Origin of the sequence: Arthrobacter sp. OAP107, assembly GCF_040546765.1 — a bacterium.
Classification (GTDB): Bacteria; Actinomycetota; Actinomycetes; order Actinomycetales; family Micrococcaceae; genus Arthrobacter.
On the sequence record NZ_JBEPOK010000001.1, the window covers coordinates 2750809 to 2776583 of the forward strand.

The 25775-nt window shown below is 63.9% G+C and carries 25 protein-coding genes; 9 read left to right on the forward strand and 16 right to left on the reverse strand.

Annotated elements, in window-relative coordinates:
- Positions 1–57: 57 nt before the first annotated feature.
- Positions 58–1374, forward strand: coding sequence for an IS110 family RNA-guided transposase (locus tag ABIE00_RS12830; RefSeq protein ID WP_354260771.1), 1317 nt, complete (start codon positions 58–60; stop codon positions 1372–1374).
- A 524-nt stretch (positions 1375–1898) separates the two neighbouring features.
- Here the strand turns inward: ABIE00_RS12830 and ABIE00_RS12835 are convergent.
- Positions 1899–2489 (reverse strand): TetR/AcrR family transcriptional regulator, encoded by a 591-nt coding sequence (locus ABIE00_RS12835; protein ID WP_354260773.1) that lies wholly within the window; start codon positions 2487–2489, stop codon positions 1899–1901.
- A gap of 76 nt (positions 2490–2565) precedes the next feature.
- Between ABIE00_RS12835 and ABIE00_RS12840 the strand changes: the two genes are divergently transcribed.
- Positions 2566–2952: an MmcQ/YjbR family DNA-binding protein gene (locus ABIE00_RS12840; protein WP_354260775.1), complete on the forward strand. Its 387-nt coding sequence runs from the start codon at positions 2566–2568 to the stop codon at positions 2950–2952.
- Complete coding sequence (locus tag ABIE00_RS12845) at positions 2949–3302, forward strand: MmcQ/YjbR family DNA-binding protein (protein ID WP_354260777.1); 354 nt, start codon at positions 2949–2951, stop codon at positions 3300–3302. The genes ABIE00_RS12840 and ABIE00_RS12845 overlap by 4 nt, the downstream gene beginning before the upstream one ends.
- Before the next feature lie 99 nt (positions 3303–3401).
- On the opposite strand, the gene ABIE00_RS12850 is transcribed toward ABIE00_RS12845, so the two are convergent.
- The 4 genes from ABIE00_RS12850 to ABIE00_RS12865 all read right to left on the reverse strand — a co-directional run bounded on the left by ABIE00_RS12850 (position 3402) and on the right by ABIE00_RS12865 (position 8516).
- A complete protein-coding gene (locus tag ABIE00_RS12850) occupies positions 3402–3992 on the reverse strand; it encodes an NUDIX hydrolase (RefSeq protein WP_354260779.1) in 591 nt (196 codons plus the stop codon).
- Positions 3993–4379: 387 nt separating this feature from the next.
- On the reverse strand, positions 4380–4664 hold the full coding sequence (locus tag ABIE00_RS12855) for an antibiotic biosynthesis monooxygenase family protein (RefSeq protein WP_354260781.1): 285 nt from the start codon (positions 4662–4664) through the stop codon (positions 4380–4382).
- Between the two features lie 384 nt (positions 4665–5048).
- Complete coding sequence (locus ABIE00_RS12860; protein WP_354260783.1) at positions 5049–6887, reverse strand: CocE/NonD family hydrolase; 1839 nt, start codon at positions 6885–6887, stop codon at positions 5049–5051.
- A 276-nt stretch (positions 6888–7163) separates the two neighbouring features.
- Positions 7164–8516 (reverse strand): MFS transporter, encoded by a 1353-nt coding sequence (locus ABIE00_RS12865; protein ID WP_354260785.1) that lies wholly within the window; start codon positions 8514–8516, stop codon positions 7164–7166.
- 359 nt (positions 8517–8875) lie between these two features.
- Between ABIE00_RS12865 and ABIE00_RS12870 the strand changes: the two genes are divergently transcribed.
- The 3 genes from ABIE00_RS12870 to ABIE00_RS12880 all read left to right on the forward strand — a co-directional run bounded on the left by ABIE00_RS12870 (position 8876) and on the right by ABIE00_RS12880 (position 11318).
- On the forward strand, positions 8876–9352 hold the full coding sequence (locus ABIE00_RS12870) for a MaoC/PaaZ C-terminal domain-containing protein (RefSeq protein ID WP_354260787.1): 477 nt from the start codon (positions 8876–8878) through the stop codon (positions 9350–9352).
- A gap of 38 nt (positions 9353–9390) precedes the next feature.
- Positions 9391–10581 (forward strand): acyl-CoA dehydrogenase family protein, encoded by a 1191-nt coding sequence (locus tag ABIE00_RS12875; protein WP_354260789.1) that lies wholly within the window; start codon positions 9391–9393, stop codon positions 10579–10581.
- A 122-nt stretch (positions 10582–10703) separates the two neighbouring features.
- Complete coding sequence (locus tag ABIE00_RS12880; RefSeq protein ID WP_354260793.1) at positions 10704–11318, forward strand: TetR/AcrR family transcriptional regulator; 615 nt, start codon at positions 10704–10706, stop codon at positions 11316–11318.
- A gap of 9 nt (positions 11319–11327) precedes the next feature.
- Here the strand turns inward: ABIE00_RS12880 and ABIE00_RS12885 are convergent, their stop codons facing one another.
- From ABIE00_RS12885 to ABIE00_RS12915, 7 genes are all read right to left on the reverse strand, one after another.
- A complete protein-coding gene (locus tag ABIE00_RS12885; RefSeq protein WP_354260795.1) occupies positions 11328–12719 on the reverse strand; it encodes a class I adenylate-forming enzyme family protein in 1392 nt (463 codons plus the stop codon).
- A gap of 101 nt (positions 12720–12820) precedes the next feature.
- A complete protein-coding gene (locus tag ABIE00_RS12890) occupies positions 12821–13300 on the reverse strand; it encodes a MaoC family dehydratase (RefSeq protein ID WP_102974557.1) in 480 nt (159 codons plus the stop codon).
- 44 nt (positions 13301–13344) lie between these two features.
- Positions 13345–14214 carry an HpcH/HpaI aldolase/citrate lyase family protein gene (locus tag ABIE00_RS12895; protein WP_354260797.1) on the reverse strand — a complete coding sequence of 290 codons (870 nt, stop codon included), beginning with the start codon at positions 14212–14214 and terminating at the stop codon, positions 13345–13347.
- Positions 14214–15980: an acetyl/propionyl/methylcrotonyl-CoA carboxylase subunit alpha gene (locus ABIE00_RS12900; RefSeq protein WP_354260799.1), complete on the reverse strand. Its 1767-nt coding sequence runs from the start codon at positions 15978–15980 to the stop codon at positions 14214–14216. The genes ABIE00_RS12895 and ABIE00_RS12900 overlap by 1 nt, the downstream gene beginning before the upstream one ends.
- Before the next feature lie 45 nt (positions 15981–16025).
- Positions 16026–16847, reverse strand: coding sequence for a fumarylacetoacetate hydrolase family protein (locus ABIE00_RS12905; RefSeq protein ID WP_354260801.1), 822 nt, complete (start codon positions 16845–16847; stop codon positions 16026–16028).
- Positions 16844–18379, reverse strand: coding sequence for a class I adenylate-forming enzyme family protein (locus ABIE00_RS12910; protein ID WP_354260803.1), 1536 nt, complete (start codon positions 18377–18379; stop codon positions 16844–16846). The genes ABIE00_RS12905 and ABIE00_RS12910 overlap by 4 nt, the downstream gene beginning before the upstream one ends.
- A gap of 120 nt (positions 18380–18499) precedes the next feature.
- Positions 18500–19114 (reverse strand): TetR/AcrR family transcriptional regulator, encoded by a 615-nt coding sequence (locus tag ABIE00_RS12915; protein WP_354260805.1) that lies wholly within the window; start codon positions 19112–19114, stop codon positions 18500–18502.
- A 160-nt stretch (positions 19115–19274) separates the two neighbouring features.
- On the opposite strand from ABIE00_RS12915, the gene ABIE00_RS12920 reads away from it, so the two are divergent.
- From ABIE00_RS12920 to ABIE00_RS12930, 3 genes are read left to right on the forward strand one after another with little or no spacing between them, the layout of a single operon-like run.
- Positions 19275–20375 (forward strand): alkene reductase, encoded by a 1101-nt coding sequence (locus ABIE00_RS12920; protein ID WP_354260807.1) that lies wholly within the window; start codon positions 19275–19277, stop codon positions 20373–20375.
- A gap of 26 nt (positions 20376–20401) precedes the next feature.
- Positions 20402–21187 carry an SDR family NAD(P)-dependent oxidoreductase gene (locus tag ABIE00_RS12925; protein ID WP_354260809.1) on the forward strand — a complete coding sequence of 262 codons (786 nt, stop codon included), beginning with the start codon at positions 20402–20404 and terminating at the stop codon, positions 21185–21187.
- Between the two features lie 4 nt (positions 21188–21191).
- Positions 21192–22229, forward strand: a complete 1038-nt coding sequence (locus ABIE00_RS12930) for an MBL fold metallo-hydrolase (protein ID WP_354260811.1) — start codon at positions 21192–21194, stop codon at positions 22227–22229.
- Positions 22230–22485: 256 nt separating this feature from the next.
- Here ABIE00_RS12930 and ABIE00_RS12935 read toward each other — a convergent pair whose 3' ends face one another.
- From ABIE00_RS12935 to ABIE00_RS12950, 4 genes are all read right to left on the reverse strand, one after another.
- Positions 22486–22803: an EthD family reductase gene (locus ABIE00_RS12935; RefSeq protein ID WP_354260813.1), complete on the reverse strand. Its 318-nt coding sequence runs from the start codon at positions 22801–22803 to the stop codon at positions 22486–22488.
- Positions 22804–22814: 11 nt separating this feature from the next.
- Positions 22815–24395, reverse strand: a complete 1581-nt coding sequence (locus ABIE00_RS12940) for an acyl-CoA carboxylase subunit beta (RefSeq protein WP_354260815.1) — start codon at positions 24393–24395, stop codon at positions 22815–22817.
- Positions 24396–24570: 175 nt separating this feature from the next.
- On the reverse strand, positions 24571–25020 hold the full coding sequence (locus tag ABIE00_RS12945) for a cupin domain-containing protein (RefSeq protein ID WP_354260817.1): 450 nt from the start codon (positions 25018–25020) through the stop codon (positions 24571–24573).
- A 532-nt stretch (positions 25021–25552) separates the two neighbouring features.
- On the reverse strand, positions 25553–25714 hold the full coding sequence (locus ABIE00_RS12950; protein WP_354260819.1) for a MerR family DNA-binding transcriptional regulator: 162 nt from the start codon (positions 25712–25714) through the stop codon (positions 25553–25555).
- Positions 25715–25775: the final 61 nt, after the last annotated feature.

Below are 25775 nucleotides of genomic sequence, written 5' to 3' on the forward strand. Positions count from 1 at the left end.
GGCCGGCGTGCCCCTAATGTCCCACCGCACGCAACGGAAGGCAGGGCCAGTTTCATCATGACAAACCAACATCTGAAAGTCATCGCCGGGATCGACACACACGCCGACACCCACCACGTCGCAATCATCGACGAGACCGGCAGACACATCACCGACAAAGAGTTTCTCGCCGTGGGTGCCGGCTACCGGAACATCGCGGCCTTCATCACCGGATTCGGCCCGGTCATTGCCGCCGGAGTGGAAGGCACCGGCAGTTATGGCGCCGAACTCGCCCGCGTCCTGACCGGGGAAGGCATCCGGGTCCTGGAAGTCATGCGCCCGAACCGGCAGGGCCGCCGGCTCAGGGGCAAATCCGATCCTCTGGATGCCTACCAGGCGGCAGAAGCCGCGCTGGCCGGCCGGAACGTCGCAACACCAAAATCCCGGAACGGCGCCGTGGAATCCCTGCGGGTCCTGCGCGCCGAACGGGCCACGGCCATGCGCGCCCGGGTAGCGGTCATGACCCAGATCAAAAGCATCCTCACCGCAGCCCCCGAGGCGCTCCGGGCCAAATACCGGCACCTGACCCGCGCCGCGATGATGACCGCGCTGGAGAAAACCCGCCCCGCAGGGGACCTGACAGAACCGGTGAACGCCACCGCGGCCGTGCTCAAACGCCTCGCCATCCGTTACCGCGCCTTGAACCAGGAAGTGGCCGTGATCGACGCCGAACTCGACGCGATCATCACAATCCATGCCCCGATGCTCCGCGACGTCAGGGGCGTAGGAACGGACGTCGCCAGCCAACTGCTGGTCACCGTCGGCGACAACCCCGAACGGGTCACCACGGAAGCGAAATTCGCCGCCCTCGTCGGGGTCGCGCCGATACCGGCATCATCGGGGAAAACGAGACGGCACCGGCTCAGCCGCGGCGGCGACAGGCAGGCCAACAAAGCCATCCACCACGTTGCCCTGGTCCGGATGAAAACCGACACCCGCACCAGGAACTACGTCGCCAGACGCCGGGCCGAAGGCAAAAGCACCAAGGAAGCAATCCGCTGCCTCAAACGCTACATCGCCCGCGAAATCTACGACCAGCTCATCCACCCACAACCGGCACCAGACGCCGGAGCCCTCCGCATATTGCGAAAGAGCAAGAACATCACCCTCCAAGCCGCCGCAGATCGCCTCCATGTCTGGCCCACATCACTATCCCGGCTCGAACGCGGACTAACCCGCCACGACGAGTTCTACCAACGCTACAAGCAGTGGCTCAGCTCTCCATCGGCAGAAACCGCCGGGACGGGCCTCTGCCTTGCGGATCTGACCCGCAGACAATCTGGCGTCGGGGAACAGGCGACAGGCTCGGCGCCCCCGCCATCCCTGCCGTCATGACCGGGGAAGCTCTGGGGTCAAGAGCGGCCGCAGGCCGTCGCGCAGCGATCGACAGACCCTTGACGCCGGAGCTTTCAGCCCCGGTAACCTCAACGACGCTCGGGGCGCCGAGCCCCTTGACGACAATAGGAGCATCACTGTCCACACCCTCTTTTTGGTCGATTTGATGACGTCCATGGGCGGGCCAAGCTCCCCAGCCCTTCGGCTGGACGAACAACTGACTTTGCTCGTCGTCGTTCGTTCCGCTGTCATCACGCTCGGACGCGTTAGCCGGGCCCGGCGCGCGACCTCGACGGAGCACCGACGTGCGGGCCAAGCGTCAGGCTGGGAATCAACGAGCGTCACAGTATTGGGCCTCCTTCGAACATCTTTCTCATGGGCGAACAAATAGAAGAGGGCATGACCGAACCTCGCCCCATCGGGGCATCGAACGGCCAAGAGGCCCAGCTCGCTTCCCCTGCATGACGGAATCGCAATTATCGGCGTTCGCTAGAAGAGTGCGTCGGTCTATCCCGTGCATGATGTCAGACACAGCGGGTCTCTTGGGCTGCTTCGGGTTCGGTGGCGGCGAGGTCGACGAGGGCTTGGTACGCGCGGCGGACCATGTTCTGGTCGAGCGGCAGGTCTTCGTGGAAGAGGCGGTAGCTCCACCAGCCCCACATGAGCGCGTCGACGGCTCGGGCGAAGCCGTCGGAGAAGGAGCGGCGGAGGATCACGAGGGATTCTTCATGGAAGTCGCGGAGGAGGGCCGCCACCTGAGAGCTTCGTGCGCCGTAGTGGCGCATCTCCTCGTACAGACGGATGTCATTGAGGGTCGGGCTCGGTGTGCGGCACGTGGCCGCAACGAGCGCCTCAACTGCTTCGGTGCTGTCCCGGGCGGCACGCAGTGGGGCCGCGTACCGGGGTTCGAGACCATCCCGCAGCGTCTCGAACGCGCTGACGATCAGGGCCGGCAGGTCGGAGAAGTAGTACGTCGCCGACCCCAGCGGCACTCCAGCCTGCGCGGCGATGCGCCGGTACGAGGCGGCGTGCACTCCTTCTGCGCCGATGATTTCGAGCGTTGCGCGCAGGATCCGCGCACGGCGCTCCGGATCATTCGGCTTGCCTTTCCGCACCGGTCCCTCCTCTGCCAGGCCAAGTGCGTACAGTTGTATGAACTTCGACTTAGGGCAACGCGACGAGGGAGGACACGTGCACGGTGACACGCTGCAACAGCACGCCAGGGACCGCGTCGAGGAACTGCCGGGCGCCGGGCTCGAGCACCCGTTCGGACCCGACTGGGATGTGTTCAAGGTGCGGGACAAGGTCTTCATGCTGATGACCGAGGTCACCGGCCAACCCATCGTGATCGTCAAGGCAGACCCGGAAGACGGGAAAGCACTCCGCGAGGAGCACGAGGACATCACCCCTGGCTACCACATGAACAAGCAGCACTGGATCACGCTGCACCCCGGCGGAACTCTGCAGAAGAACCTCGTGGATGACCTGGTCACCGAGTCGTACCTGCTCGTCGTCGAGAACCTGCCCCGGGCTAAGCGTCCCGTGGACCCCGCTGTGTTTGGCAGGTCAGACCGGTGACCCTTTCCGGTGAGCGGTTGCAACAGACCGCCCGCGACACCGCGGCCGGGCTCGAGGACGTCAGCAATGGCCGGCCGTTCACACCGCACCTGGACGTGTGGAAGGTGCGCGACAAGGTGTTCCTCATCGTCACCGAGGATGACCCGGAACAGCAGATCATCACCGTCAAGGTCGACCCGGACCGCGGCGACGCGCTCCGCCGCGACCACGACTCGATCACCCACGGGCACTACCTCGACAAACAGCACTGGATCTCTGTCGGACCCGGCCGCGGCGTGACGAAGCGGTTCATCGAGAACCTGGTGCAGGATTCCTACGACCTCGCCTCCGGCCACCACCCGGAGCAGTGATCGTGAGCGAGGAACCGCTGTCGCTGTTCGACGTGGACGATTCCTCCCGGCCCCTTGCCGACCCACAGTTTCGAGAGGACCGGGATTCTGATGCCAGTTTCAGCTCTGTGGCCGCGGTGTGCGCATGTCCCACTTCTGGCCCTGGCGGCGCAGGCGGAAATATTCTTCCATGTCACCCGGACGAGGACGCATGCTTTCGATCACCCTCTTTGTTTGGCGGATGGCGGCTGTTGTGCCTATTTCAACGAGCTCGTCCAGGATTGTCAGTGTTGGGGGTAGGAGCCTGATCGTACCGGCGGACTCATCTTGGAGGATGCGGCGCATGGGCAGCCAGTGAGACTGCCATGCCTCGGTTGTTTGATGGCGTGGTTCGACGCCGGGCCCCACTGCCGTGACAAAAAAGTAGGTGTCGAAACGTTTGGGCTGTCCTTCGGGCGTGACCCAGTTGGCCCAAGGCATCAGTGAGTCCGGTCTTATGGAGATGCCGCACTCCTCGGCAAGTTCGCGCACGGCAGCAGCGAGCACCCTCCCCGCATTATGTCTGGCCCGCGCCGCATCGTTCGAGACGCTGGTCCCGCTCCATGCCTCCGCGTGTGCCTCCAGCAGTTCATCGCCGAACGTCCAACCTGAGGAGTCAGCGTCGTCAACGCGGCCACCCGGAAACACGACCATGCCGGCGGCGAAATCCATGGTCGACACACGGTGCTGGACAAACACCTCCGGTCCAACCCGCGAGTCCCGAAGCAGGACGACACTTGCGGCAAGTACGGGCTGTTGATCACCTGACCCTCGTCCTTCGTCGGCGTGAGAGTGTGGCATGATTCCCTCCTGTTTCGCGGCTGCGGCGGCTTTTGGCCGAGCGGGCATCATCACTTCGGCTTGGCCGGTGCTTATTGAGTGGACTGAAATGCTGCGTAGCTCTTGCAAGCCCGCGGGGAACCCACTTGACTCTCGCCGCCGCTTATCATCATTTACCCGGGAGGGCATTCACAAATCCGCTCTTCCGTCGCTCGCGGCGGCACCGGGGTGGAACGCACTCATCGACATTGAACGGCGCCAGGGACAGTGCGCTGAATGCTACTCCCTGAGCTGGTGGGTCAGCACTTCAAATTCATCCACCCCGAGGATTTCCATGTGTTGTTCCGCAGTCGTTTCCTCACGGATACGGTCCACCGCCGGACGGCTGGCGGTCAGTGCGTCCTCGTCGTCCCAAAGGGTGAGTGAGAGGGACTTGTCGTCTTTACCACGAAGATAATAGATTCCCTGGCACCCGGGCAGGGCTAATACCTGACGGACTGTGTCGGCTGAAGGCTCGCCGGTGCTGTCGGGAGCGGGCCGGTAAGTGCTGACGCGAGCGAACATTTGTCAAACCTCCGATAGTCGCTGGTAAAGCCGGCACACCACGGAAGGAGTGGCGCCCAGCTCGGGGGCTTCGCCTCCCCCACCAGTAAGGACCCGCACCGCTGGAAGCACAAGCTTTAGTACGGTGGCCCATTCCCATCCGCGGTGCCATGGTTCCAAGGCGGACAGGCTGGAACAGTGACTTGCTGCCAATCAGTGGCAATTGAGGCCCTTCATCCCTGGGGTAACTGGTGTCCGGAATCCGGTCAGCCGGACACGCGTGGGCGGTGAGAAAGGGCTGGACACAGCGGAAGGGGGCTGGCCGAATGGGCCAGTCGCCTTCCCCTGTGTCCGCGGCAACATCGCCGGGCGCGGCAACCAGGGTTTGTGGCTCGGGATGTGGCGTTAGGGCGTCAGGCGGTTGTCACACGGATTTCCGTGACTCCCTTGGCCGGGATCGCCGGTGAGGCTTGCCGGCTGTTGTGCTGTCCCTCCGCTCGGGGCAAAGCACTCGTACGGAAGAAGCGGGAGGTTGATGGCCGACGGGTTCGATGCGTTGTGCGCAATCGTGTACTCCCCCGGAAGCGTCTTCGACTGCGGATCCGTCGGGAAGCAGGGGTCTTTTCCAAGGCCTGCGGAGCACACGCTCGGCTGCATCTGGGAGCTCAGCACGAGGCGCAACAAATGGCCGGGCAGGATCTGGGTGACATCCGGCGACATGGCAACATCGAGTTCGTACGCATTTCCTGGGGTGAGGTAGTCGTCACCCGTGAAGGTTCCGTAGGGGCGCACGGGGGTTCCTGACTTGTCGACCCAGGATCTCCCCGCGTCCAGTTTGCGCAGGCTGGCCACCAGGCTCCCGGAACTGATCCTCGTGGCAGTTCCGTCCGGTGCCACGCTCTCGAGGCGGGCGATCAGGTTGAGGTTGGTACTGGTAGAACTCGCGTGAATTGTTGCACTGATCGGTCCGGCGATGGTCGCGCCGTGCTTGAGCGGCCCAGTGGTGTACGTGAGGGTGCCGCCGGATTCGGACGGTTGGGTGAACTGCAGGCTGTCGCTGCCCGCGTGCCGGCCCGGCCGTGACTTGCTCATCTTGCCACCGGCGTTCAGGTAATAGGGCGTGTAGTGCTCCACCATTGGATAGTTTGACGTGTTGATCCAGGTCCCGCTGCCCTGCTGGTAGAGGTGCATGGGCGTCGCATCAGCCTCTGAGAAGCGGGTGGACTTGCCCTTCAGCCAGGTGTCCATCCATTCCAGCTCCGTGGCTGTGTTGACGCCGGCGCAATGGCCGCCAGGCGAGACGATGATCTGGTATCGGTTGGTGGTGGGCTGCCCGGGTTTCATCGGCGCATGCGTTGGCCGGTCGAAATAGGCATTCTGCAGTGAGGCGTACATGCTCTGTGCGCTCTCGGTGTAGATGTCATCCCAGCTCGTCCACAGCAGGGCGGGAACGCCGGCATCGGCGATAGCCTCGGCATAATTACCTGCGGTGCGCGACTTCCAGAAGTCGCGGTCGTAGGCCGCGTCCCCTCCTTTCTGGATGTCCTCGGCGAGCGGTGCGCCAAACGCTCCTGCCCGGGGCCCCACGATGGATCCCAGGTTGCGGGGGAAGTTCGCTGTTTGGGTCGGCATTCCACCGGAGAAGTAGGTTTCGCGGTAGAACTCGGCGCCCGCGCACTCCGGGATCATTGCCTTGACCGGGGTCTTGGCGCCGATGCGGCCTTGGCTGAAGATCTGGTTTAGTCCCAGGTAGGAGCCGCCGAGGAGGCCCACCGAGCCGTTGGAGCCATCAAGTTGGTCGGCGGCCCAGTGCACGAGCTCGGCGCCGTCTTCTTGTTCGCGCTCACCGAAGAGGGTGAAGTTCCCTCCTGACCGGCCGCTGCCCCGTACGCAGACGGAGGCGAGGATGTATCCGTTTTCGGCAAAGAACGGGGCGTTCTTGAATCCTGAGTTCGTTTGTGAAGAGTCGCAGCCGTACGGCGTCTGCGACAGGATGACGGGGAAGTCAGCTGCGATTCGCTTCCCCGTAGCGGGGTCCGCGGGGTACATGACATCGCCGACCAGAGTAACCCCGTCACCCATTCTTATTTCGATGTCAGTCGTGGCGACGGATCCATAGGACTTCGGTTCGGCAGCGACGGCGGGTTGGGTCGCCACCGCTGTTGTGGAGACGAGGCACGCCGACAGCAGCACGGCAAGACGTGTTAATTGTCGTGATGCCCGGTACGTCATTGTTCCGTTCATGCGGTAATCGACCTTTCGTGATGCGGCTTTTTTCGCCGTGGTTCACCCGACCGGGGAGTTTGCTTTCACTGCGTTCCACCGCCTCCTGTCCCGGTTGAACGACGGAGCCGGCACCTGTGCGCGGCGGCAGCCCATTCGCTCCCGGCCCCACTGGGATCGTCAGGATTGTTTTGGCGCAGGATTCAACCGCGGGCCGCGCCTTCTTGGGCGCGGCCCGGGGGCCAGGGATGGCAAGGGAGGGTCGGCGAACCCGGATTGTTGGATTGGTTGGGACGGTCAGTGTTGCTGGTGAAGGGACTGCTTGTAGCGCTCAGGCAGCGACAGGGTGGCAATGACGGAGATCAGTACCAGGCCGAGGCCGATGCAGGTCAGGGCGAGCGTGCCATTGCTGGTGTTCTGGAAGATCCATGCGGCGACGAACGGGATGGGGGCTCCGAAAATCAGGCCTGCCATGGTCATGCCGAGGGCTGAGCCCGTGTATCGCATGGTCGTCGGCAGCGATTCCGAGAAGAAGGCGGCCTGGGTCCCTGCCGTGACCTGGATCCCGCACAGTGCGAAGGCGATGATGGCGGCGCTTGCCGGGTAGTTCATGGAGTTCATGATCGGGAACATGGTTCCTGCGGCGATGCCTTGCATGGCCAGGCCGATGAGGAAGGTTTTCTTGCGGCCGATGCGGTCGCTGAGCCGGCCGCCAAAAAATGCAGCGGGAATGGAAATGAGGTTTGCCATGAGCAGGAGCCCGAAGGTGATGGAGTTGTCGTAGTGGAGTTGCTTGGTCAGGTAGCTCACGGCGTAGGTGACACTGATCCAGAACAGTCCTGTGGACGCGGCCCAGGACAGCACCAGCTTGATGACGGTGCCGGGCTTCTTAATGATCACTGCCAGGGCACGCTCCTGCGGGATAGCCGATTCGGCGGCCTTCTTCTGGCTCTCCTTGAAGGCGGGGGTTTCTTCAACCCGCCGACGAATGAACATCCCGACGACGAGCAGGAGTACGCCCATCAGGAAGGGAACCCGCCATCCCCAGGAGGCAAAGTCGTCTTTCGACAGGAAAGTAGCGAGCCCGGTGAGCGTGAGGGACGCAAAGGTCTGGGCGAGAGGCGAACCGGTCGCCAGGATGCCGCCGAAGAGGCCGCGGCGGTCGGTGGGGGCGTGCTCGACGACGAGTACCTGGACGCCGGAGGCTTCGCCGCCGAGCGCGAAACCCTGCAGGAAGCGCAGGGCAACCAGGAGCGTGGGCGCGAGGATCCCCGCCACTGCGTAGCTGGGAAGCAGGCCGATCAGCACCGACGATGCACCCATGAGTACAAGGGTGAACATGAGAACGTTCCGCCGGCCGATCTTGTCGCCCAGGGCACCGAAGACGATTCCGCCAAGGGGGCGGGCGACCATGCCGGCTCCGAAGGTTGCGAAGGAGGCCAGGATTGCCGTGTTCGCGTCGAAGCTCGGGAAGAAGAGTTGCGGGAACAGGGTTGCCGAGAGGGTGCCGTATACGGCGAAGTCGAACCACTCCAGGGCGGTGCCGAAGGTACCGCTCATTACGGCCCGCCGCGCGATCCGCGGATCGAACGTTGGCGCTTCCGCAACAGCAGTTGGGGGAGATTGAACAGGATTAGTCAATTCCGACATTGGAACTCATTCCTTGGGTTATTAAGAGTCTAGAGAGCTGGCCGTCACCGGCGACGTGGGGCTCCGGATCACTCAGGAGACCTTGACAGCACTCCAGTCCTCTTCGATGCTCGGCGATTAGAGAAATTAAAGAACAAGCGTTCGTTCTGGAAGTTTAGAGTGTGATGTGGATCGCACGCAAGTGGGGCGGGTGCTTGAGTTGAAGCGTCCTACTGTTGACCGGCCCCGGCCCGCCGGATCTCACCGGAGCGGGCAGAGGCCTATCCGTACAAACGCCCGTTAGTCTATGCTGGGAGTAGAGGCGGCTGCGGGATGCGGCCGGACCCTGGTTCGAACCAAAGCCCACCAAAGGAGAACAAATGAGCGAGCAAGTCCAGGAAAGACTCGTTAAGGGGCGCCCCGATCACTTTTGGGACGATCTGGTGACAGGTGACCGGCTGCAGAGCCCTGGCATCACGATCACGGAGGCACACCTGGTCCAGTGGGCCGGGCTCACCGGCGACTGGGTGTCGCTACACCTGGACGAGGAGTACGCGGCCCAGACGCCCTTTGGCCAGCGGATTGGACACGGCCCCCTGACACTTTCGGTCGCACTGGGATTGATGACCCAAACGGGCTATTTCAGCAATGTCATCGCCTGGCTGGGCCTGGAATCCGTTCGGGCAGTGAAACCGGTTTTCATTGGCGAGACGATCCGGGTGGAAGCCCTGGTCAGCGAGGCCCGGGCAACCAGCAAGCCCGGCGCCGGGCTGTGGACCATCGACTACACGGTGGTGAAGCAGGATGGCAGCACGGTCATGACGTTCTCCAGCAGCTTCCTGATCAAGCGCCGCTAAGCGCTTCGCCGTCGGACCAAAAAGCAAAGGAGCTTCCCATGAGCATCACTACACACAATCAGACTTACACCACGGCTGGTGGCTCCCCGTCCCCGGAGGATCTGCGAACCCGACTTGTTCAGCTTCTGAATGAACACGTCACCGAGGAGCGGCTGACGGCCCACGATGAGGGCGAGACCTACGACGTCGAGCTTTTCCGCGCGCTGGCAAAAGCCGGATTCGTTCAGCTTGAGTCAACGATCGGTGGCGCCAAAGCCAGGCACCGCAGCCAGACGATGGTTTTGGAGGAACTCGGCGCCCGCGCCACCTCGATGGGGGTCAGCTTCGTGGTCCAATACATGGGCGTCGAGCTGCTGCATTCGTTCGGCAGCCTCGACCAGCAGGAACGATTCCTTGCCCCGCTTTTTGCCGGCGACGCCAAGATGTCTTTCGCGTTGAGTGAGCCGGCCGGCGGGACCGACGTGGCACGGGCCATGACTACCTGGGCCGTCGAGCAGCCCGACGGCTCCTTCCTGATCAATGGCGCCAAGAAGTGGATCGGCGGGGCCTCCGACGCCGACTACCTCATCGTTCTGGCACGCACCAGTGACATCAGCCGGTCCTCGATTGACGGAATCACCATGTTCATCGTTCCCCGCGGCACCCCCGGCATTGAAACAACCCCCATCGACACGATGGGGATCCGCGCTCTGGAACAGTGCGACATCACCTTCACCGACGTCCGGGTCCCGGCCGACCTGGTGCTTGGCGACGTCGACAAAGGCTTCCGCCACGTCCTGGGCACCCTCAACGGAGAGCGACTGAACGGGGCCGCCGTCGCGCTCGGCATTGCCCGCGGCGCACTGGACTACGCCGTGGGATACGTGAAGGAACGAAACGCCTTCGGCCGGCCCATCGGCGCCTTCCAGGCCCTCCAGCACAAGCTCGTCGACTGCAGCGTCAAGGTGGAAAGCGCCCGTTTGCTCCTGGAAAAAGCTGCCGCGACCTCAGACGATCATGCCGGAGCGGACGAAACCCTCTCGGCCATGGCGAAACTCGCCGCCGCCGACGCCGCAACCACGGCCACCGACGTCGGGATGCGGGCCATGGGCGGCTGGGGTTTCCTGCGCCAACTGCCCATGCAACGCTACTTCCGGGACGCCCGGCTCTACACCTTCGCCCCGCTCACAGACGACATGATCCGCAACTACATCGGGGAACAGCACCTGGGGCTTCCCCGCTCCTACTGACCCCCGGCTTCCGTCGAGTCACCCGGCCCCCTGCCTGGCGCGGCCCCGCACTTGCCGCCCCAAGCAGGCAAACAAGTGTCCGTGCGTTAAACTTGGGTCACTGACGACGATAGGTGGCGTACATGGTTGCAACGGCGGAACGCGGAACGGCGCAAGCCATCCGTGATGAAGCGGCAAAACTGTTCTTCGAGCGCGGATACGACGGGACCAGCCTGAGGCAGGTGGCCTCCGCCGTCGGCATCATGGTGGGCAGCCTCTACAACCACATCGAGAGCAAAGAACACCTGCTGCTGCAGATCATGGGCGGCATCATCGATGACCTCATGGACAGTGCGCGAAAGGCCGCCGAGGTTGACGGCGACGCCGTGGACAGGCTGCAGGCCGCCCTCGACGCCCACCTGCGGTTCCATGCCGAGCGTGCCCAGGAAGTATTCATCGGCAACGCCGAACTGCGCTCCCTTTCCGATGACGCCCGCAAAGTCGTCATCGGAAAGCGGCACGAGTACGAACTGTTCCTGCAGGACCTGATCGAAGAAACCGGCCGGGCAGGCCTCGCCGAGGTCATCGACGCCCGCATCCACATGTACAGCATGGTCGCCCAGGCCACCCACATCGCGTCCTGGTTCAAACCCGGCGGACGCATGTCCCTGGACGACATCGTCGCCGTCTACACCAAACTCGCCCTCCGGGAACTCAACGTCGCGGACGCCGACGCACGGGTCGACCGGCGCCGCTGACGCGCCTGCCTAGGGCAGGGGGCGGATTCTGGGGTCACCGTTGCCGATCCAGTCCAGAAACATCCGGCGACTGATCTTGCCCCGGCCGGTCAGGGGCAGTTCGTCCAGGAGATAGTAGCGCAGTGGCTTCCTGTCCCGGGTCATGACTTCGTCCAGCCCCGAACTGAGCCAGGTGGCGGTGAGGCCTCCGCAGGAGGGAACAATTCCTGCCACGATCCGGCTGCCCCGCATATCGTCCGGCATGCCGGCCGCGACGGCCGTCTCGACGCCGGGAATCGATGCCAGGGCCAGTTCCACCTCATGAGGGTAAACGTTTTTGCCTGAGGTGATGATCATGTCTGAACTCCGGCCGAGTATGTGGAGGCTGGAGCCGTGGAGGTACCCTCGATCGCCGACGGTGTGATGGTCGCCGAGGCGGCGGAAGGCGTTGCCGTCATCGCCCCAGACGTACCCCCGGCACACCATCGGGCTTTTGATGCTGATATTTCCGGGGGTTCCGTCCGGCACGGGGGTCCCGTCAGTGTCGAGGATCTGCACCTGCACGCCGGGGAAAGGGGACCCGACGGCGGTCCCGGCGGCGTCGAGTGACATTCCCGGGGCGAGGCCGCGGCCGGACACGAAGCTCAGTTCGGCAGCGCCGTAGTACTCGAAAATCGTGGCATTGGGTGCCCAGCGCCGGGCGGCTGCCAGGGTGCGGGCGTCGAGTTTCGATCCGGCACAGATGATGGTGCGGATGGCGGAGCCGTCCACGCAACCCGTCAGGCCGCGCTCACTGAGGAGCCGGAGCAGGGTGGGGACAAGAACCAGCCGCGTGATGCCATGGTGCGCGATGACCTCGTGCGCTGCTGCGATATCGAACTTTCCCAGTGTGTGGAATTCGGTCCCGGCGTACAGACACTCGGACAGGGCGTAGAGGTTCAGGCTCGCCGAGAGTGGTCCGGGGGCAAGGGTCTTATCATTGGGCCTGAGATCGAAAAACCGGATGGAGGCTTCAAAGGACGCCGCCCAGGACCGGCGCGACCGGGTGAAGGCCTTTGGTGTGGATGTGGTCCCGGCGGTGAAACCTATGAGGAAAGCAGAGTCGGGTTCCCCGTCTTCCAGGATCGTACCTTCGGCCCTGGACGGCGGGGGAAGTCTGCGGCTGATCTCTTCCCGTGCCTGGGCGGTCCAATCCGGGTCGAGAACGGCAACCTGCCGCCCCTTGGCGACGCCAGCGCAGTAACCGGCCGCGAACTGCGTCGAGTTCGGTGCGGACAGGACGCAGGTTTCGGGGGTGTCGGGGAGCAGTTGCTCGGCGGCTGTCTGCAGTTCCGCCCAGGTGAGTCCCCGGCCGTCCACGGCGACGGCCGTGCCGTCGGGACGCAGTTCTGCCCACGTCCGGAGTCTGTTCAGGAAAGGCATGGGTATCGTCCGCTCTCGTCGTGGAACGGGCGGGCCGGCCGCATTGCTGCTGACCGGCCTGCCCTGTTCACGAGCTTGGGCTTTGGTGTTCGGACAAGGGCCTAGGCGTTGGAGGGAACCTCAGCTTCGGCGTTCTGGTTCCTCTTCATCAGCGCGGTGCGGCGTACCACGCAGACCACGTCGCCGTGCTGGTTGTAGCCGCGGTGTTCGATGCCGACGATCCCGGTCTCCGGCCTGGAATTGGAGACGCGCTTGTCCAGCGCCTCGGTCTCCACCCGCAGGGTGTCACCGAAGAAGACGGGCTTGGGGAATTCGATGTCCCGGAAGCCGAGGTTTCCCAGGGTGGTCCCGAGCGTTGTGTCCTGGACGGGAATCCCCGTGACGAGTCCCAGGGTGAAGATGCTGTTGACGATCTGCTTGCCGTACATGCTCTGTGCCGAGAATTCGGCGTCCAGGTGCAGCGGCTGCACGTTCATGGTCAACGCCGTGATCAGCAGGTTGTCCGTCTCGGTGACGGTCCGTGTGACTTCGTGGCGGATCACTTCGCCTACCTGGAAGTCTTCGTAATACATTCCGGCCATGGTGTGTCTCCTGTTTGGTGTGGGCCTGGTGGCTTGGTTGATTCTTAGTTGCTGCCGGCGAAGGCCAGTGCCTGGCGGGCGTGGTTGGCATGGGCAAGGTCGATGTGGTCTCCGCGGTAGGAGACGGCGCCGTGCCCTCGGCTCTGGCCGTCGTCGAAGGCTTCGACGAGCCCCTGGTAGTAATCGCGCATTGCCGGGGACAGGCCGTAGGACTCGTTGGCGACCGGGGCGTGGGTGGGATGGATCAGCACCTGGCCGGTGTAGCCAAGGCCGTGGTTGGCTGCGGCGAAGCGGCGGAGGCCTTCCAGGTTGCTGACCTCCTGCCAGAGGCCAAGGACGATGCTGCGCAGACCTGCTGCCCGGGCCGCCAGCACGACCTTGCTGCGCAGGTAGAGCGTCTCTGTTCCTTCTGCGGTCCAGCTGAAGCCCACTTCGCGGGAAACGTCGGCGTCTTTGGCTGCCGCCGCCATCACTCCGCCGACCCGGGGCCCGGCCAGGATCTCGTCGACCTTGCTGATGGATGCCGCCGTTTCCAGGGACGGAATCAGCTCCACCGTTCCCCTGGATATCCCGTGGGCGATTTCGGCGGCGGTGACAAGGGCGTCGAAGCGGACGACGTCATCGCGTGAGAACAGCTTGGGCAGCAGGAAACCGGTCAGGTTCGCGTGCGTGGTTTCTGCGATGTCAGCGCCGAAGTGAACGGTGTCGAGGGCATTGGGACGGATGAGGACACCCTTGTCCCCGGTGTGGACGCTGAGGGCGTCGCGGGCGTTGGCCCGGGCCAGTGCCTTGTCCGCCTCCGGGACGGAGTCCTCCAGGTCGATAATGATGGCGTCAGCCTCGGAGGCAAGGGCCTTGTCGATCCAGCTTCTCTTGTGGCCGGGGACGAAAAGGAGTGAACGGTAGGGTTTCATCAGTTGGCCCCTTCCAGGACGAGCTGGGTCAGCAGGGTTCCGGCTGCCATCGAGTCGCCGACACCGGCGTGAATGGGACCGACGATGCCGGCGGCCGGCGCCTGAATCGGGTTCTCCATCTTCATTGCTTCCAGGACGAACAGGATGTCTCCGGTGGTGACGGCCTGGCCTTCTTCGACGTTGACCTTGATGATGGTTCCCTGCATGGGTGCCTTGACGCTGCCGTCGCTGGCTTTGCCCTTGCCGCGGGCACGGGTGCTTCGCGGGCGCTGGCCGCCGGCTGCTGCTTCGTCCATGGGTGCAGCAGCGACGGCGGCGACGGTGCTGGTGTTTGCGCCGGGGCGGTCGGAGAACTGCGGAATGATGTAGAAGCGTCCGCCGACTTCGACCTCGTTGCGGGCCAGGGGTTCGTCTTCGGGTTCGTCCGAGAAGTCGACGGTTTCTTCGAGCCAGCGGGTCGTGAAACGGGCTGACTGGAAGTCTTCGTGGCGCACGACCTGCAGGGAGGCAGGGACGGTGGTGGGGACGCCACGTACGACGAGCCGTTCGAGGCCGTCTTCGAGCCTGGCCAGGGCGGTTTCGCGGTCCGGCCCGTAGGCGATGAGTTTGCCGATGAGGCTGTCGTAGAACGGAAGCACTTCATCCCCGCTGTGGTAGCCGGCGTCGAAGCGGAGGCCTTCGCCTTCGGGGGGCGTGAGTTCCTCGATGAGGCCGGGCGCCGGAAGGAAGCGGCCCCCGGCCACGTCTTCGGCGTTGATGCGGGCTTCGATGGCCGCGCCGTGCGGCGTCAGGCGGTCCCGGATGCTGAGCTCCTCGCCGGCTGCCACCCGGATCTGCTCGGCGATGAGGTCCACCCCGTGGACCATTTCGGTGACCGGGTGTTCCACCTGGATGCGGGTGTTCATTTCGAGGAAGTAGAAGTTCTCGCCCTCCACCAGGAATTCCACAGTCCCGGCACCGGCGTAGCCGACGTGCTGTGCCAGCCGGACAGCGGCCGCACCCATGGATGCCCGCAGCTCCGGGGACAGGCCCGGGGCCGGGGACTCTTCGATCAGCTTCTGGTGGCGGCGCTGGACGGAGCAGTCCCTGTCACCCACATAGACCGTATTGCCGAGCTTGTCGGCGAAAACCTGGACTTCCACGTGCCGTGCACTGGTGAGGTAACGCTCCAGGTAGACCTCGCCATTGCCGAATGCCGCCGTCGCTTCGCGGACCGCGGCCGCGACGGCTTCCTCTGCCTGCGCTTCGGATTCGACCAGGCGCATGCCGCGGCCGCCGCCGCCGGCAGAGGCCTTCACCAGGATCGGATACCCGTGTTCGGCGCCGAAGTCGATGACGTCTCCGGCGCCGGTGATGGCGTTCTTGGAGCCCGGGGCGAGCGGCACCTCGGCAGCGACCGCCACTGCCCTGGCGGCAACTTTCTCGCCCATGGTCGAAATCGCCTCAGGGCTCGGTCCGATGAAGGCGAGCCCGGCATCCACGACGGCCCGGGCGAAGACGGCGTTCTCGGAGAGGAAGCCGTATCCGGGATGAATTGCCTCGGCGCCGGTTTCGAGTGCAGCGGCAATGATGCGGTCGATGTTCAGGTAGTTTTCGCTTGCCGGGCCGGCGCCGAGATCCACCGCATTATCGGATTCGCGGACGTGCAGGGATGCCGAATCGGCTTCGGAGTGAACGGCTACTGACTGGATGCCGAGGGACCGGCAGCTGCGAATAACGCGGACAGCGATTTCGCCCCGGTTGGCGATCAGGATTTTGCTAAACATGGTGGTTCCTTGTCATGAGTAAGAAAGAGTCGGCAGCGCCGGTGGTTAGCGGGCGACGCAGCGGTTGGCGGTGGCACCGAGGGTGTTGATGCTGGTTTCAAGCACGGAATCCGGTTCGAGGAATTCCTTGGGGTTGCGTCCGTCCCCGACACCGCCCGGGGTTCCGGTGAGGATGACGTCTCCGGGCCGCAGAGTGGTGATCGCCGAGATGTACCGGATGAGTGCCACGGGCCCGAAGACCAGTTCCGAGGTGCGGGAGTGCTGTTTGGTGTTGCCGTCCACGGCGCAGCTGATGTCCAGGTCGGGCTCGGGTCCAGTTTCATCGACGGTGACGAGGTAGGGGCCGAGAGGCGTCGTCCTGTCAAAGGTCTTCCCTTGGAGCCATTCGGGGGTGCGGCGCTGGAAGTCGCGTGCCGAAACATCGTTCGCCACAGCAAATCCGGCGATGGCGTTGCGTGCCGCGCTGTCGTCGGCGTGGCAGACGGCGGAGCCGATGATGACTGCCAGCTCGCCTTCCCAGTCGACGCTGCCGGAGCCGGGTGGGAGCACGATATCGTCGTGGGCCCCGATCAGCGAGTCTGAGAACTTGGCAAACAGGGTGGGGTATTCGGGCAGGTCCCTGCCCATTTCCAGGATGTGGTCCCGGTAGTTCAGGCCAACGCAGATGATCTTGCCGGGGCTGGTGACCACGGGGGCAAAATCGGCCTCGTCGATGCTGACGGGCGCGCCGGCAACGTGGCTGGACCACTCCGGGGATCCGGCCTGCAGCCAGGCCCCTACATCGGTAAAGTCCAGCGGCATCAGTTTGCCGCCGTCGATGGCAGCGGCGCGCGTTCCACTCCCGGTGCGGATGGTTGCGATTTTCATGCGTTCCACCCCAGATTCACTTTCAGCTGGCTCTTGACGAGCTTCCCTGCAGCCGATCGGGGCAGTTCCTCGGGTCGCATGAACACCATTTTCTTGGGGATCTTGTAGCCGGCGAGGTGCTGGCGAAGGAAGCCGGAAAGTTCGGCCGCGTCGGTCTGGACTCCGTTGCGAAGTACGACGACGGCCCGGACTTCCTCGTCCCATTTGGGGTCTGGTACGCCGACCACGACGGCTTCCAGGACAGAGGGGTGAAGGTGCAGGACCTGCTCAATCTCGGCGGAATACACGTTCTCGCCGCCGGTCTTGATCATTTCCTTGAGCCGGTCGCGGAAGTAGAGGTAGCCGCGGTCATCGCGGGTGGCGAGGTCGCCGGTGTGCAGCCATCCTCCGCGCAGAGCCTCAGCTGTTGCGTCAGGGCGCCCGTAGTATCCGGTCATGACGCCGGGTCCCCGTACGCAGATCTCCCCCAGTTCCCCGGCGGGGACTTCCTGCCCGTCCGGGTCCTGCAGCTGGGCCTCGACCAGAAGGTATTCGGTGCCGATGGATCCGTCCACGGCGGGGTCAAGCATGTCGGCAGGCTTGAGGCGGCTGACCATGGGTCCCGCTTCGGTAAGCCCGTAGCGGAAGTAGAGGTCGGCCCCGGGAAGCATCTCGGTGAAGAGTTCCTTGTCCGGCATCCGGAGCAGGCCTGCCCCGGTGTGGACGCTTTTGAGGTTCTTGCGGATTGCCGGGTCCTGGAGCACGCCGCGGTCCATGAGCCGGCGCATCATGTTGGGGATCATGAACGTATTGGTGATCCGTTCCCGGCCCACCAGGTCCACGACTGACTCGTCGCTGAACTTTTCCGCGATGACGCTTGTGGCCCCGGCGATGAAATGCGGGACCAGCCAGCACAGCAGGGCCGCGGAGTGGAACAGGGGCGTGACGATAAGTCCGCGTTCGTTGGGCCGGCTGCCGACGCCGCAGTCGTACATCTCGTTGATGGCGTTTGCCAAGGCTGACCTGTGGGACAGGACGACGCCCTTGGGGGTGCCGGTGCTTCCGCCCGTGTAGATGATGCACAGCGGCGACTCGGGTGTTGCCGTGTCCTCTGCCGGGCCTGTCCCGATGCGGAGGGCATCGATTTCGGCGCCTTGCCGGATAACGAGCGGCAGGGATTGTCCGCTTTCGGCGACGATGTCCAGGGCCTGCTCAAGCAACGGCAATTGGGCCTCTTCCACCAAAATGACTTTGGCTTCTGTCTCCCGGATACCGGCCGCGAGTTCGGCCGGGGCCCACCGCCAGTTGTAGGCGATGTACACGCCGCCGGCGGCTGCTACCCCCAGGAACGCTTCGGCGTTGAACACCGAGTTGCCGGCCAGGACACCTACCCCCGCCCCCGGACCGACTCCGGAACCGCGCAGCCCCCTGGCCAGTTGCCAGGCCCTTTCCGCGGCTTCGCCAAACGTGACTCTGCCGTCCACGCCGACGAACGCTTCCCGTGAAGGATTGCGCCGGCTGTTCAGGCGAATCCAGTCTCCAATAGTTCGCATCGTTGCCTCTCTGGAACGAAATTCAGCTGCCAGAAGCTACCCACGCTGGCGGCTCCTGCAATACGAACAAGCGTACGTCCGAACGCGCGGATGCGCAACGCTCCACGCCGTGCGGCTTCCTCAACCCGGTCGGTGGGGTACGTCCGGGACCGCGGGGATGTTCAGTTCGCGGAGGGCGAGTTTGGTGTAGACGGCGACGATTTCGTCCAGGGACATGCGTCCGCCGGGTTTGAACCAGGACGCGATGTGGGTGGCCTGGGCGACGAAGCTGTAGACGTGGATCCTGGCGTCGATGACTTCGGCGAGGCCGTTCTTGCCGGCTTCTTCGATGAGTTTCTGCAGGAGAAGTTCGTATTCGTGGCGTTTTTCGATCACGACTTTGCGGGCACCCTCGGAGAGTGACCGGAGTTCGGTGTTGCCGATGAACACTTCCCGGGCCCGCTCGGCATGGAAGCGCAAATGCGCGGCCAGGGCGGCACGGAGCCTGTCCACGGCGTCACCGTCCGTCTGGACCGCGCGCCGGATGGAGCCCATGAGGTCATCCATGATCCCGCCCATGATCTGCAGCAGCAAATGTTCCTTGCTGTCGATGTGGTTATAGAGGCTGCCCACCTTGAGTCCCGAGGCAGCCGCCACCTGGCGAAGGCTCGTCGCGTCATAGCCCCGCTCGAAAAACAGCCTGGCCGCCTCAGTGCGGATGACGTCAGCACTGTTCCGTTCGATCAACACCGTCATTGCCTGCACCTTTCCGTTTGCGCGTCGTGTTCATTCCTGGACCTGCGCGCCCCTTTGGCGCCGGCGCCCGCCGGTTCACGTGTTGACTTTCGCGCCGCAAACTCGTTCACTGAAATGCGAACGTACGAACGATCGTACTCCTTTTTATGTGAGGTGTGTCTTGTTCGATCAACTTTTCCAACCGCTGGTCCTTGGCGGGCAGACCCTTCCCAATCGCCTGGTGCTTCCGCCCCTGACGCGGAGCCGGGCCCAGGAGGACGGCGTGCCGACACCCCTCATGGTCGAGTACTACCGGCAGAGGGCGGGCGCCGGCCTGGTGATCAGCGAAGGGACCGTGGTTTCCCCGCAGGGGGCCTCGTATGCCCGGGTCCCGGGGCTGTATTCAGCTGAGCAGGTCGCCGGCTGGCGCCCCGTAGTCGCAGCCGCCAGGTCCCGCGGAGCGGCGGTCTACGCACAGCTGTGGCATGTCGGCCGACAGGCCCACTCATCCGTCCAGCCTGACGGCACCGCGCCCTGGGCGCCCTCGCCCGTGGCCATCACAGGCTGGCAGTACCGCAGCCCCCACGGTCGTATTCCCTTCGAGGTCCCCCGGCAGCTCAGTGAAGAGGGCATCGCCGAGATCGTCGCCCAGTTCGCCACCGCAGCACGAAATGCGGTGTCCGCCGGTTTTGACGGCGTGGAACTTCATGCCGCGAACGGGTACCTGTTCGATCAGTTCCTGAACTCCAGTGCCAACCGGCGTTCGGACCGCTACGGCGGGTCCATGGAGAACCGCCTGCGGTTCCTCCATGAGGTCATTGACGCCGTCAGTGCAGTCATTCCCGCCAGCCGGATAGGCGTGCGCATTTCACCCTCGTCAACCTGGATGGACGTGTTTGATCCGGACAAGCGGGGCCTTTACTCGGCCCTGGTGCGCGGCGTCAGCGAACGGGGACTGGCCTACCTTCACCTCGTCGAACCCGGCATCGCCGGTTCCCTTGATGCCCGCCCCGATGCCGAGACGATTGAAAGCGCTGAACTGGGCGGGCTCTTCGACGGGCCAGTCATCGTCACTGGAGGCCATACTCCTGACACTGCGGCGGCGGCGGTCAGTGCGGGCGATGCTGATCTTGTCGGTTTTGGGCGGCTGTTCATTGCCAACCCGGACCTGCCCCGCAGGATCAGGACCGGCGCGGAACTCGCCGGCCTCCGCCACGAAGGCCTCTACGGCGGGGGTCCTGCAGGGTACACCGATTACCCCGAACTGCAGTCTTCGAATTGAGAACCGGACGATCAAGGAGCCAGAACATGGCGGAGCAACACACAAGCGGCCTGGACGCCCCTCGGGGTCTGAACGTGCTGGTAACCGGAGCCGCGGGCGGCATGTGCCGCGGAATCAACAGGAGACTCGGCCTGGCCGGACACACGCTGCTGTGCGTCGACCTGGACCTCGCGCGCTGTCAGGCCGCAGTTGAGGAGCTGCGTGCCGAAGGGATAACAGCGCACGCCTTCGCAGCCGACGTTACCCGGCCCGACGACGTCTCGCGCCTTCGGGCCGACGTCAAGGACATGGTGGGCGACGTTCATGCCCTCATCAATGCGGCAGGAATCCTGGACCGCAAGATGCTTCTGGATCACGACGTGGATTCCTTCTCGCGCGCGATCAACATCAATCTGGTGGGTCCGTTCGCCCTGATCAGGGCCTTCGCGGAGGACCTCATCGCCGCCAACTGGGGCCGGATCGTCAATGTTTCTTCCATCGCAGGGACGACCGGCTATCCCTATCCCAGCTACGCAGCTTCCAAGGCCGGCCTCTCAAATCTCACACGCTCGTTGCTCGTGGATTTCTGGGGCACCGGGATCACGGTCAACTCGATCTGCCCGGGCGTCGTGGACACTCCGATGGTCATCCAGGAAGTGCGTGACCAGGTCCCCAACAAGGTGCCCACAGGAAGGATCGTGGACCCCGACGAGATCGGTGCCGCCATCGCCTTCCTCCTGACCGACGACGCACGAAGCATCAACGGGGCAGACCTCGTCATTGACGGCGGAGCGACCCAGGTCTTCCGGCTGTTCGAACCGGCCCGGGGCTGACCTCGTGGAAATCACCGGTACAGTCCAGCGCCAGGCATGGCTGAAGAAGGTCATGCCGCCGGTTGAATGCCTGTCAGAGGGCCTGTGGTCGGTGCCCGTGGCATTTCCCGGCAACCCGATGCGCTACACCCTCGCCTATGTTCTTGCCGCCGGAGCGGACTGCCTCGTCATCGACCCGGGCTTTGACAGCCCCCAGGGACGGCTGGATCTCCAAGCCGGCCTTCGGGACGCCGGGCTCGGGATCCGGGACGTCACCGGCATCCTGGCAACGCACTTTCACACCGACCATCTGGGCATGGCCGGCTGGCTCAGGGGACAGTCCGGTGTTGCCCTGGGCAGCGCGGAGAAGCGATACATCTCCGCGTTTGAGGATCCCTTGGACGAAAGCGCGGCCGACCGCGCCAGGATGCGCACATGGGGCGTGCCGGAAGAGCGCATCAGCGAGGCAGCGATGAGCGTTGACGGCCTCATGCACCTGAGGCAGCTGGCCGACGCTGACCTGCGGCTGGGCAGCGGGGACACCGTTCCCCTGCCCGGATTCGACCGGCTCACCGTGGTGGAAACACCGGGCCACACACCCGGACACATCTGCCTCCGGGATGCCGGCCGCGAGGTCTTCATCAGCGGCGACCACGTCCTTCCGCGCATCTCACCGAACGTTTCCCTGGAAATCCGCGGGGACACCGATCCCTTGCGCAGCTGCCTGGAGTCCCTTGACCGGCTCGACGCAGACACCCATTTCGAGGTGCTCCCTGCCCATGAATACCGGTTCAGGGGCCTGCGGGACCGGGTCCGGCAGCTGAAGGCCGTGGCGCTGGAACGGTCGGAAGAAGTGGTGCAGGAACTCATCGCGCAGAAAAATCCCATGGTGTGGACCATCGCCGCCAGGCTGAGCTGGTCACGGGGATTCGCCTCCCTGTCGAACCTGCAGCTGCGTCTGGCCCTGAGCGAGACCGCCGCGCACCTGCAATACCTGCGGACATCGGGCTACCGGCACGATATCGACGGCCTTCCCGAAGCGGTCACCCTCATCCGCAGCTGACGGCATTTCAAAGGCAAAAGGGCCGGACCACCACGGGTCCGGCCCTTTCCTTGCTACACGGCCCTTCTGCCGGAGCGCCGCTCCCCTGCCGGCAACGGCCTGATGGCCGCGCTCAGGGAGGGAGCGAAGGTCTCACTCTCGGCCGCCTTCCGGGCCCGGCGGCCGCGGCACGCTCGGGGCAGCGGGAGTATGCCGTAAACGTCAAAGGGCCGGACCCTGTGAGCAGTTTCACAGCGGGTCCGGCCCGTCTGAGGTTCTAGGAGTTAAGGTCGATTTCCCTCTCCTCTGCCAGGAACCAGCGCATGTCGGCGAGGAATTCGTGCTCGTGCTCGAAGAGGAGTTTTGCTTCCTCCCCCGCATAGGCGGTCTTCACGTCGGCGACGCTGTCGAACCAGAGTTCAGCCATGCCATTGAACGGCCATTGCTTCGGGTGCTCGATGGCAGGGTTTTGCCGGTAGCGCCGCAATCCGGGCAGCCTGCGGACAAGTACGGGGTGTTCGACGTTCCACTTGTGGAGGAATTCGTCCCGGCTCAAGCCGTCTTTGGCGGTCAGGACAGCAACAACCTTGATCATCGGTAGTCCCGTTATGCCGGAGTCACGGCCTGGCGGCGCTCGACGGGGACGGCTTTGCGCCGGCCGTAGAGATCCAGGCGTACCATCAGATCCGCCCGCAGTTCATTGGCGGGAACAACGGCTTCCACCGCGTTGGCATTGGCGATCTTGAAGACATCGATCCCTTCGGCGTACTCGGCGTGCTTCTCCATGATGAACTTCTGGCGTTCCTGAGGATCCTCGATCTCGTGGATCTGGTTGTAGTAGATGCCGTTGACCGCCGCATCCGGACCCATGAGCGCAGGCCGGGCGGTGGGAAGGGCAATCACCGCGTCAGGATTCATCGGGGCGCCGGACATCGCCAGGTAGCCGCCGCCGTAGGCCTTGCGTACCAGCACCGTGATGCGGGGGACCCTGCATTCCGAGACGGCAAAGATCATCTTGGCGCCGTGCCGGATGATGCCCTGGCGCTCCACAGCCGAACCGATCATGTACCCGGCGATGTCTACCAGGAAGATAATCGGGATGTTGTAGGCGTTGCAGATCCAGATGAACCGCGCTGCCTTGTCGGAGGAATCAGGGAAGATCGACCCGCCCATGTGCTTGGGCTGATTGCCGACGAGTCCCACAGGCCGGCCTCCGATCCGGGCAAACCCGGTCAGCATTTCGGGGGCGAAGAGCTCCTTGTACGGGAACCAGCTCCCTTCATCGACCAACGATTCGACGAACTCTTCCATGTCGAACACTTCGGCCTCGCGCAGCGGAACGATCTCCTCCAGCATGCGGCCGGGGCGTGGCTCCAGTGCGGGGGCAACGGGGGCGGGCTGCTCCCAGCTGGCGGGCAGGAAGCTCAGCCACACGCGGATGGCGGCAATTGCTTCCGCGTCGTCTTCCACGAGGACATCGCCAAGACCCGAGACCGTACAGTGCATCTCGGCCCCGCCCATCTCCTCGAGCGTGACCTTTTCCCCCGTCACCATCTCCGCCAGGCGCGGGGAACCAAGGTAGGCCGTCGCGTGGCCACGGACCATGATGGTCATGTCGCACAGTGCCGGAACATAGGCCGAGCCGGCCGGGGACGGGCCGAAGAGCGCGCACACCTGCGGCACACGTCCTGAAATCTGGACCTGGTTGTAGAAGATGTTTCCCCAGGCGTGGCGGCCCGCGAAGCTCTCAAACTGCTCGTCGATGCGGGCCCCGGCGGAATCGAACAAGTAAACCAGAGGGATCCCGGCCGCGTTGGATTTCTCCTGTGCCGCCGTGATCTTCTCAAACGTCCTGTTCCCCCAAGTACCGGCCTTGACGCTGAAATCATTCGCGATCACGCAGACCTGCCGGCCGTCCACCCGCCCGAAAGCGATGACGACGGCGTCGCCCGGCAGACCGTCTTCGAAGCGGGCCAGGAGCCCGTCCTCAATGTATTCGTTGTCATCAAACAGCAGGGCAAGACGTTCGCGGACCAGCAGCTTGCCGGACTCGACGATCTTCTTGCGGTTCTTCTCTGAACCGCCGATCTTTGCCTGCTCGAGCTTCTCCCGGAGAAGTTCGTGCACGGTGGGCGCCTCAGCTGCCGCCGTCGGCGCCTCGGCTTCCGTGATCGTGGTGGTGCTCATAAAGGCCTCCAGTTGAAAAGCAGATAAATACTTACGCTTAACCAGTATACGAACAAGCGCTCGCTCGTCTAGTCCCCGGACTAATTCTCCGGCTGCGCGACAGGGTTTCCGGTCCTGAAAAAAACGAAGGGAGGCCCGCCTGATGCACATCAGGCAAGCCTCCCGCCGGCAGCCGTCAGGATCGGTAGTCGATCTCCAGGTCGGCGACGTCCTGGTCAGCCAGGTTCACAACAATGTTGTCCGGAGTCCGGGTCGTCATCCAGATCAACTCCTCGGTCTTGCTGGCATTGCCTTCAATATGAGGCATGAACGGCGGCACGAAGACGAAGTCGCCTTCTTCGAGGTAGACAATCTCGCTGTAACCCTCGCCGTAACGGATGAAACCGCGGCCCTTGAAGACATATCCACCGGTCTGCGCTTCCCCGTGGTGGTGCGGATCTGAAATTTCACCTGGGCCGGTGTAAACCTTCCCGAACCACAGCTTGTCGGCGGCACTGTTCTCCTTGCTCACCCCCGAAATGCGCCGGGCATTCTGCGTCTGACCAGGGGCGACCTGCAAATCGCCGGCACGGTGAACACGGAAGATGTCGGTGTTCCTGTTGATATCAAAAGCGACGTCTGTCATCGCTGGTCCTTTCAAAGTGGCATCGGTGGCACGCTCACGGATCGTCCAACCAAGCGGGCGGACGCCCCTTTAGCAAGTATCCAGTCGAGTCGCACTTCGGTCAAGACGAACGTTTGTTCGCGACGCGAGTCGCACCCTCTGTAATCTCCGCCACGTCCGTCCCGATCGGCTTGACCCTGACATCAACGTCAAGGTTTACGTTGGTGGCGCCCGCATGGCACCCGCCCTCTTCTTGACCTAGATCATCGTTTGGAGACTCGCGCCGTGAAGCACAACAGAACCCTGCTGGTTTACCTGCTCGGATTGGGCGTGTTTGCCGCCGTCATCACCGGGATGGAGGTGATTGGTGTTCTGCCTTAGCTTGCAGAAGCCTACGGGGTATCGTCAGCCAGCACTGGGGTCCTGGTGAGCGTCTATGCGCTCGTTGTCGCTGTCACCGGCCCCATGGTCAGCCTGGTCACCGCACGGCTCGACAGTAATGGGGCTTGCGTGGACAACCCGGCCGTCAGAAGATCGCGGATCTGGAGGACCCTCATGACGCTGGCCTCGGATAATCCCTGTATCCATTGCCCAGCCTTTCCGGGCGAAGCAGGCCCTGGTCCTCGTAATGCCGGAGCATGCGTGCACTTACGCCAGTCAACTCGGCCAAGATCCCGATTTTCATGCGCTCCTGCCAGTACCTATTCCAACTCATGTGCTACGAACAAACGCTTGTATTGACGACGATTGCTTTCACAGTGCACAATCGACGTGCC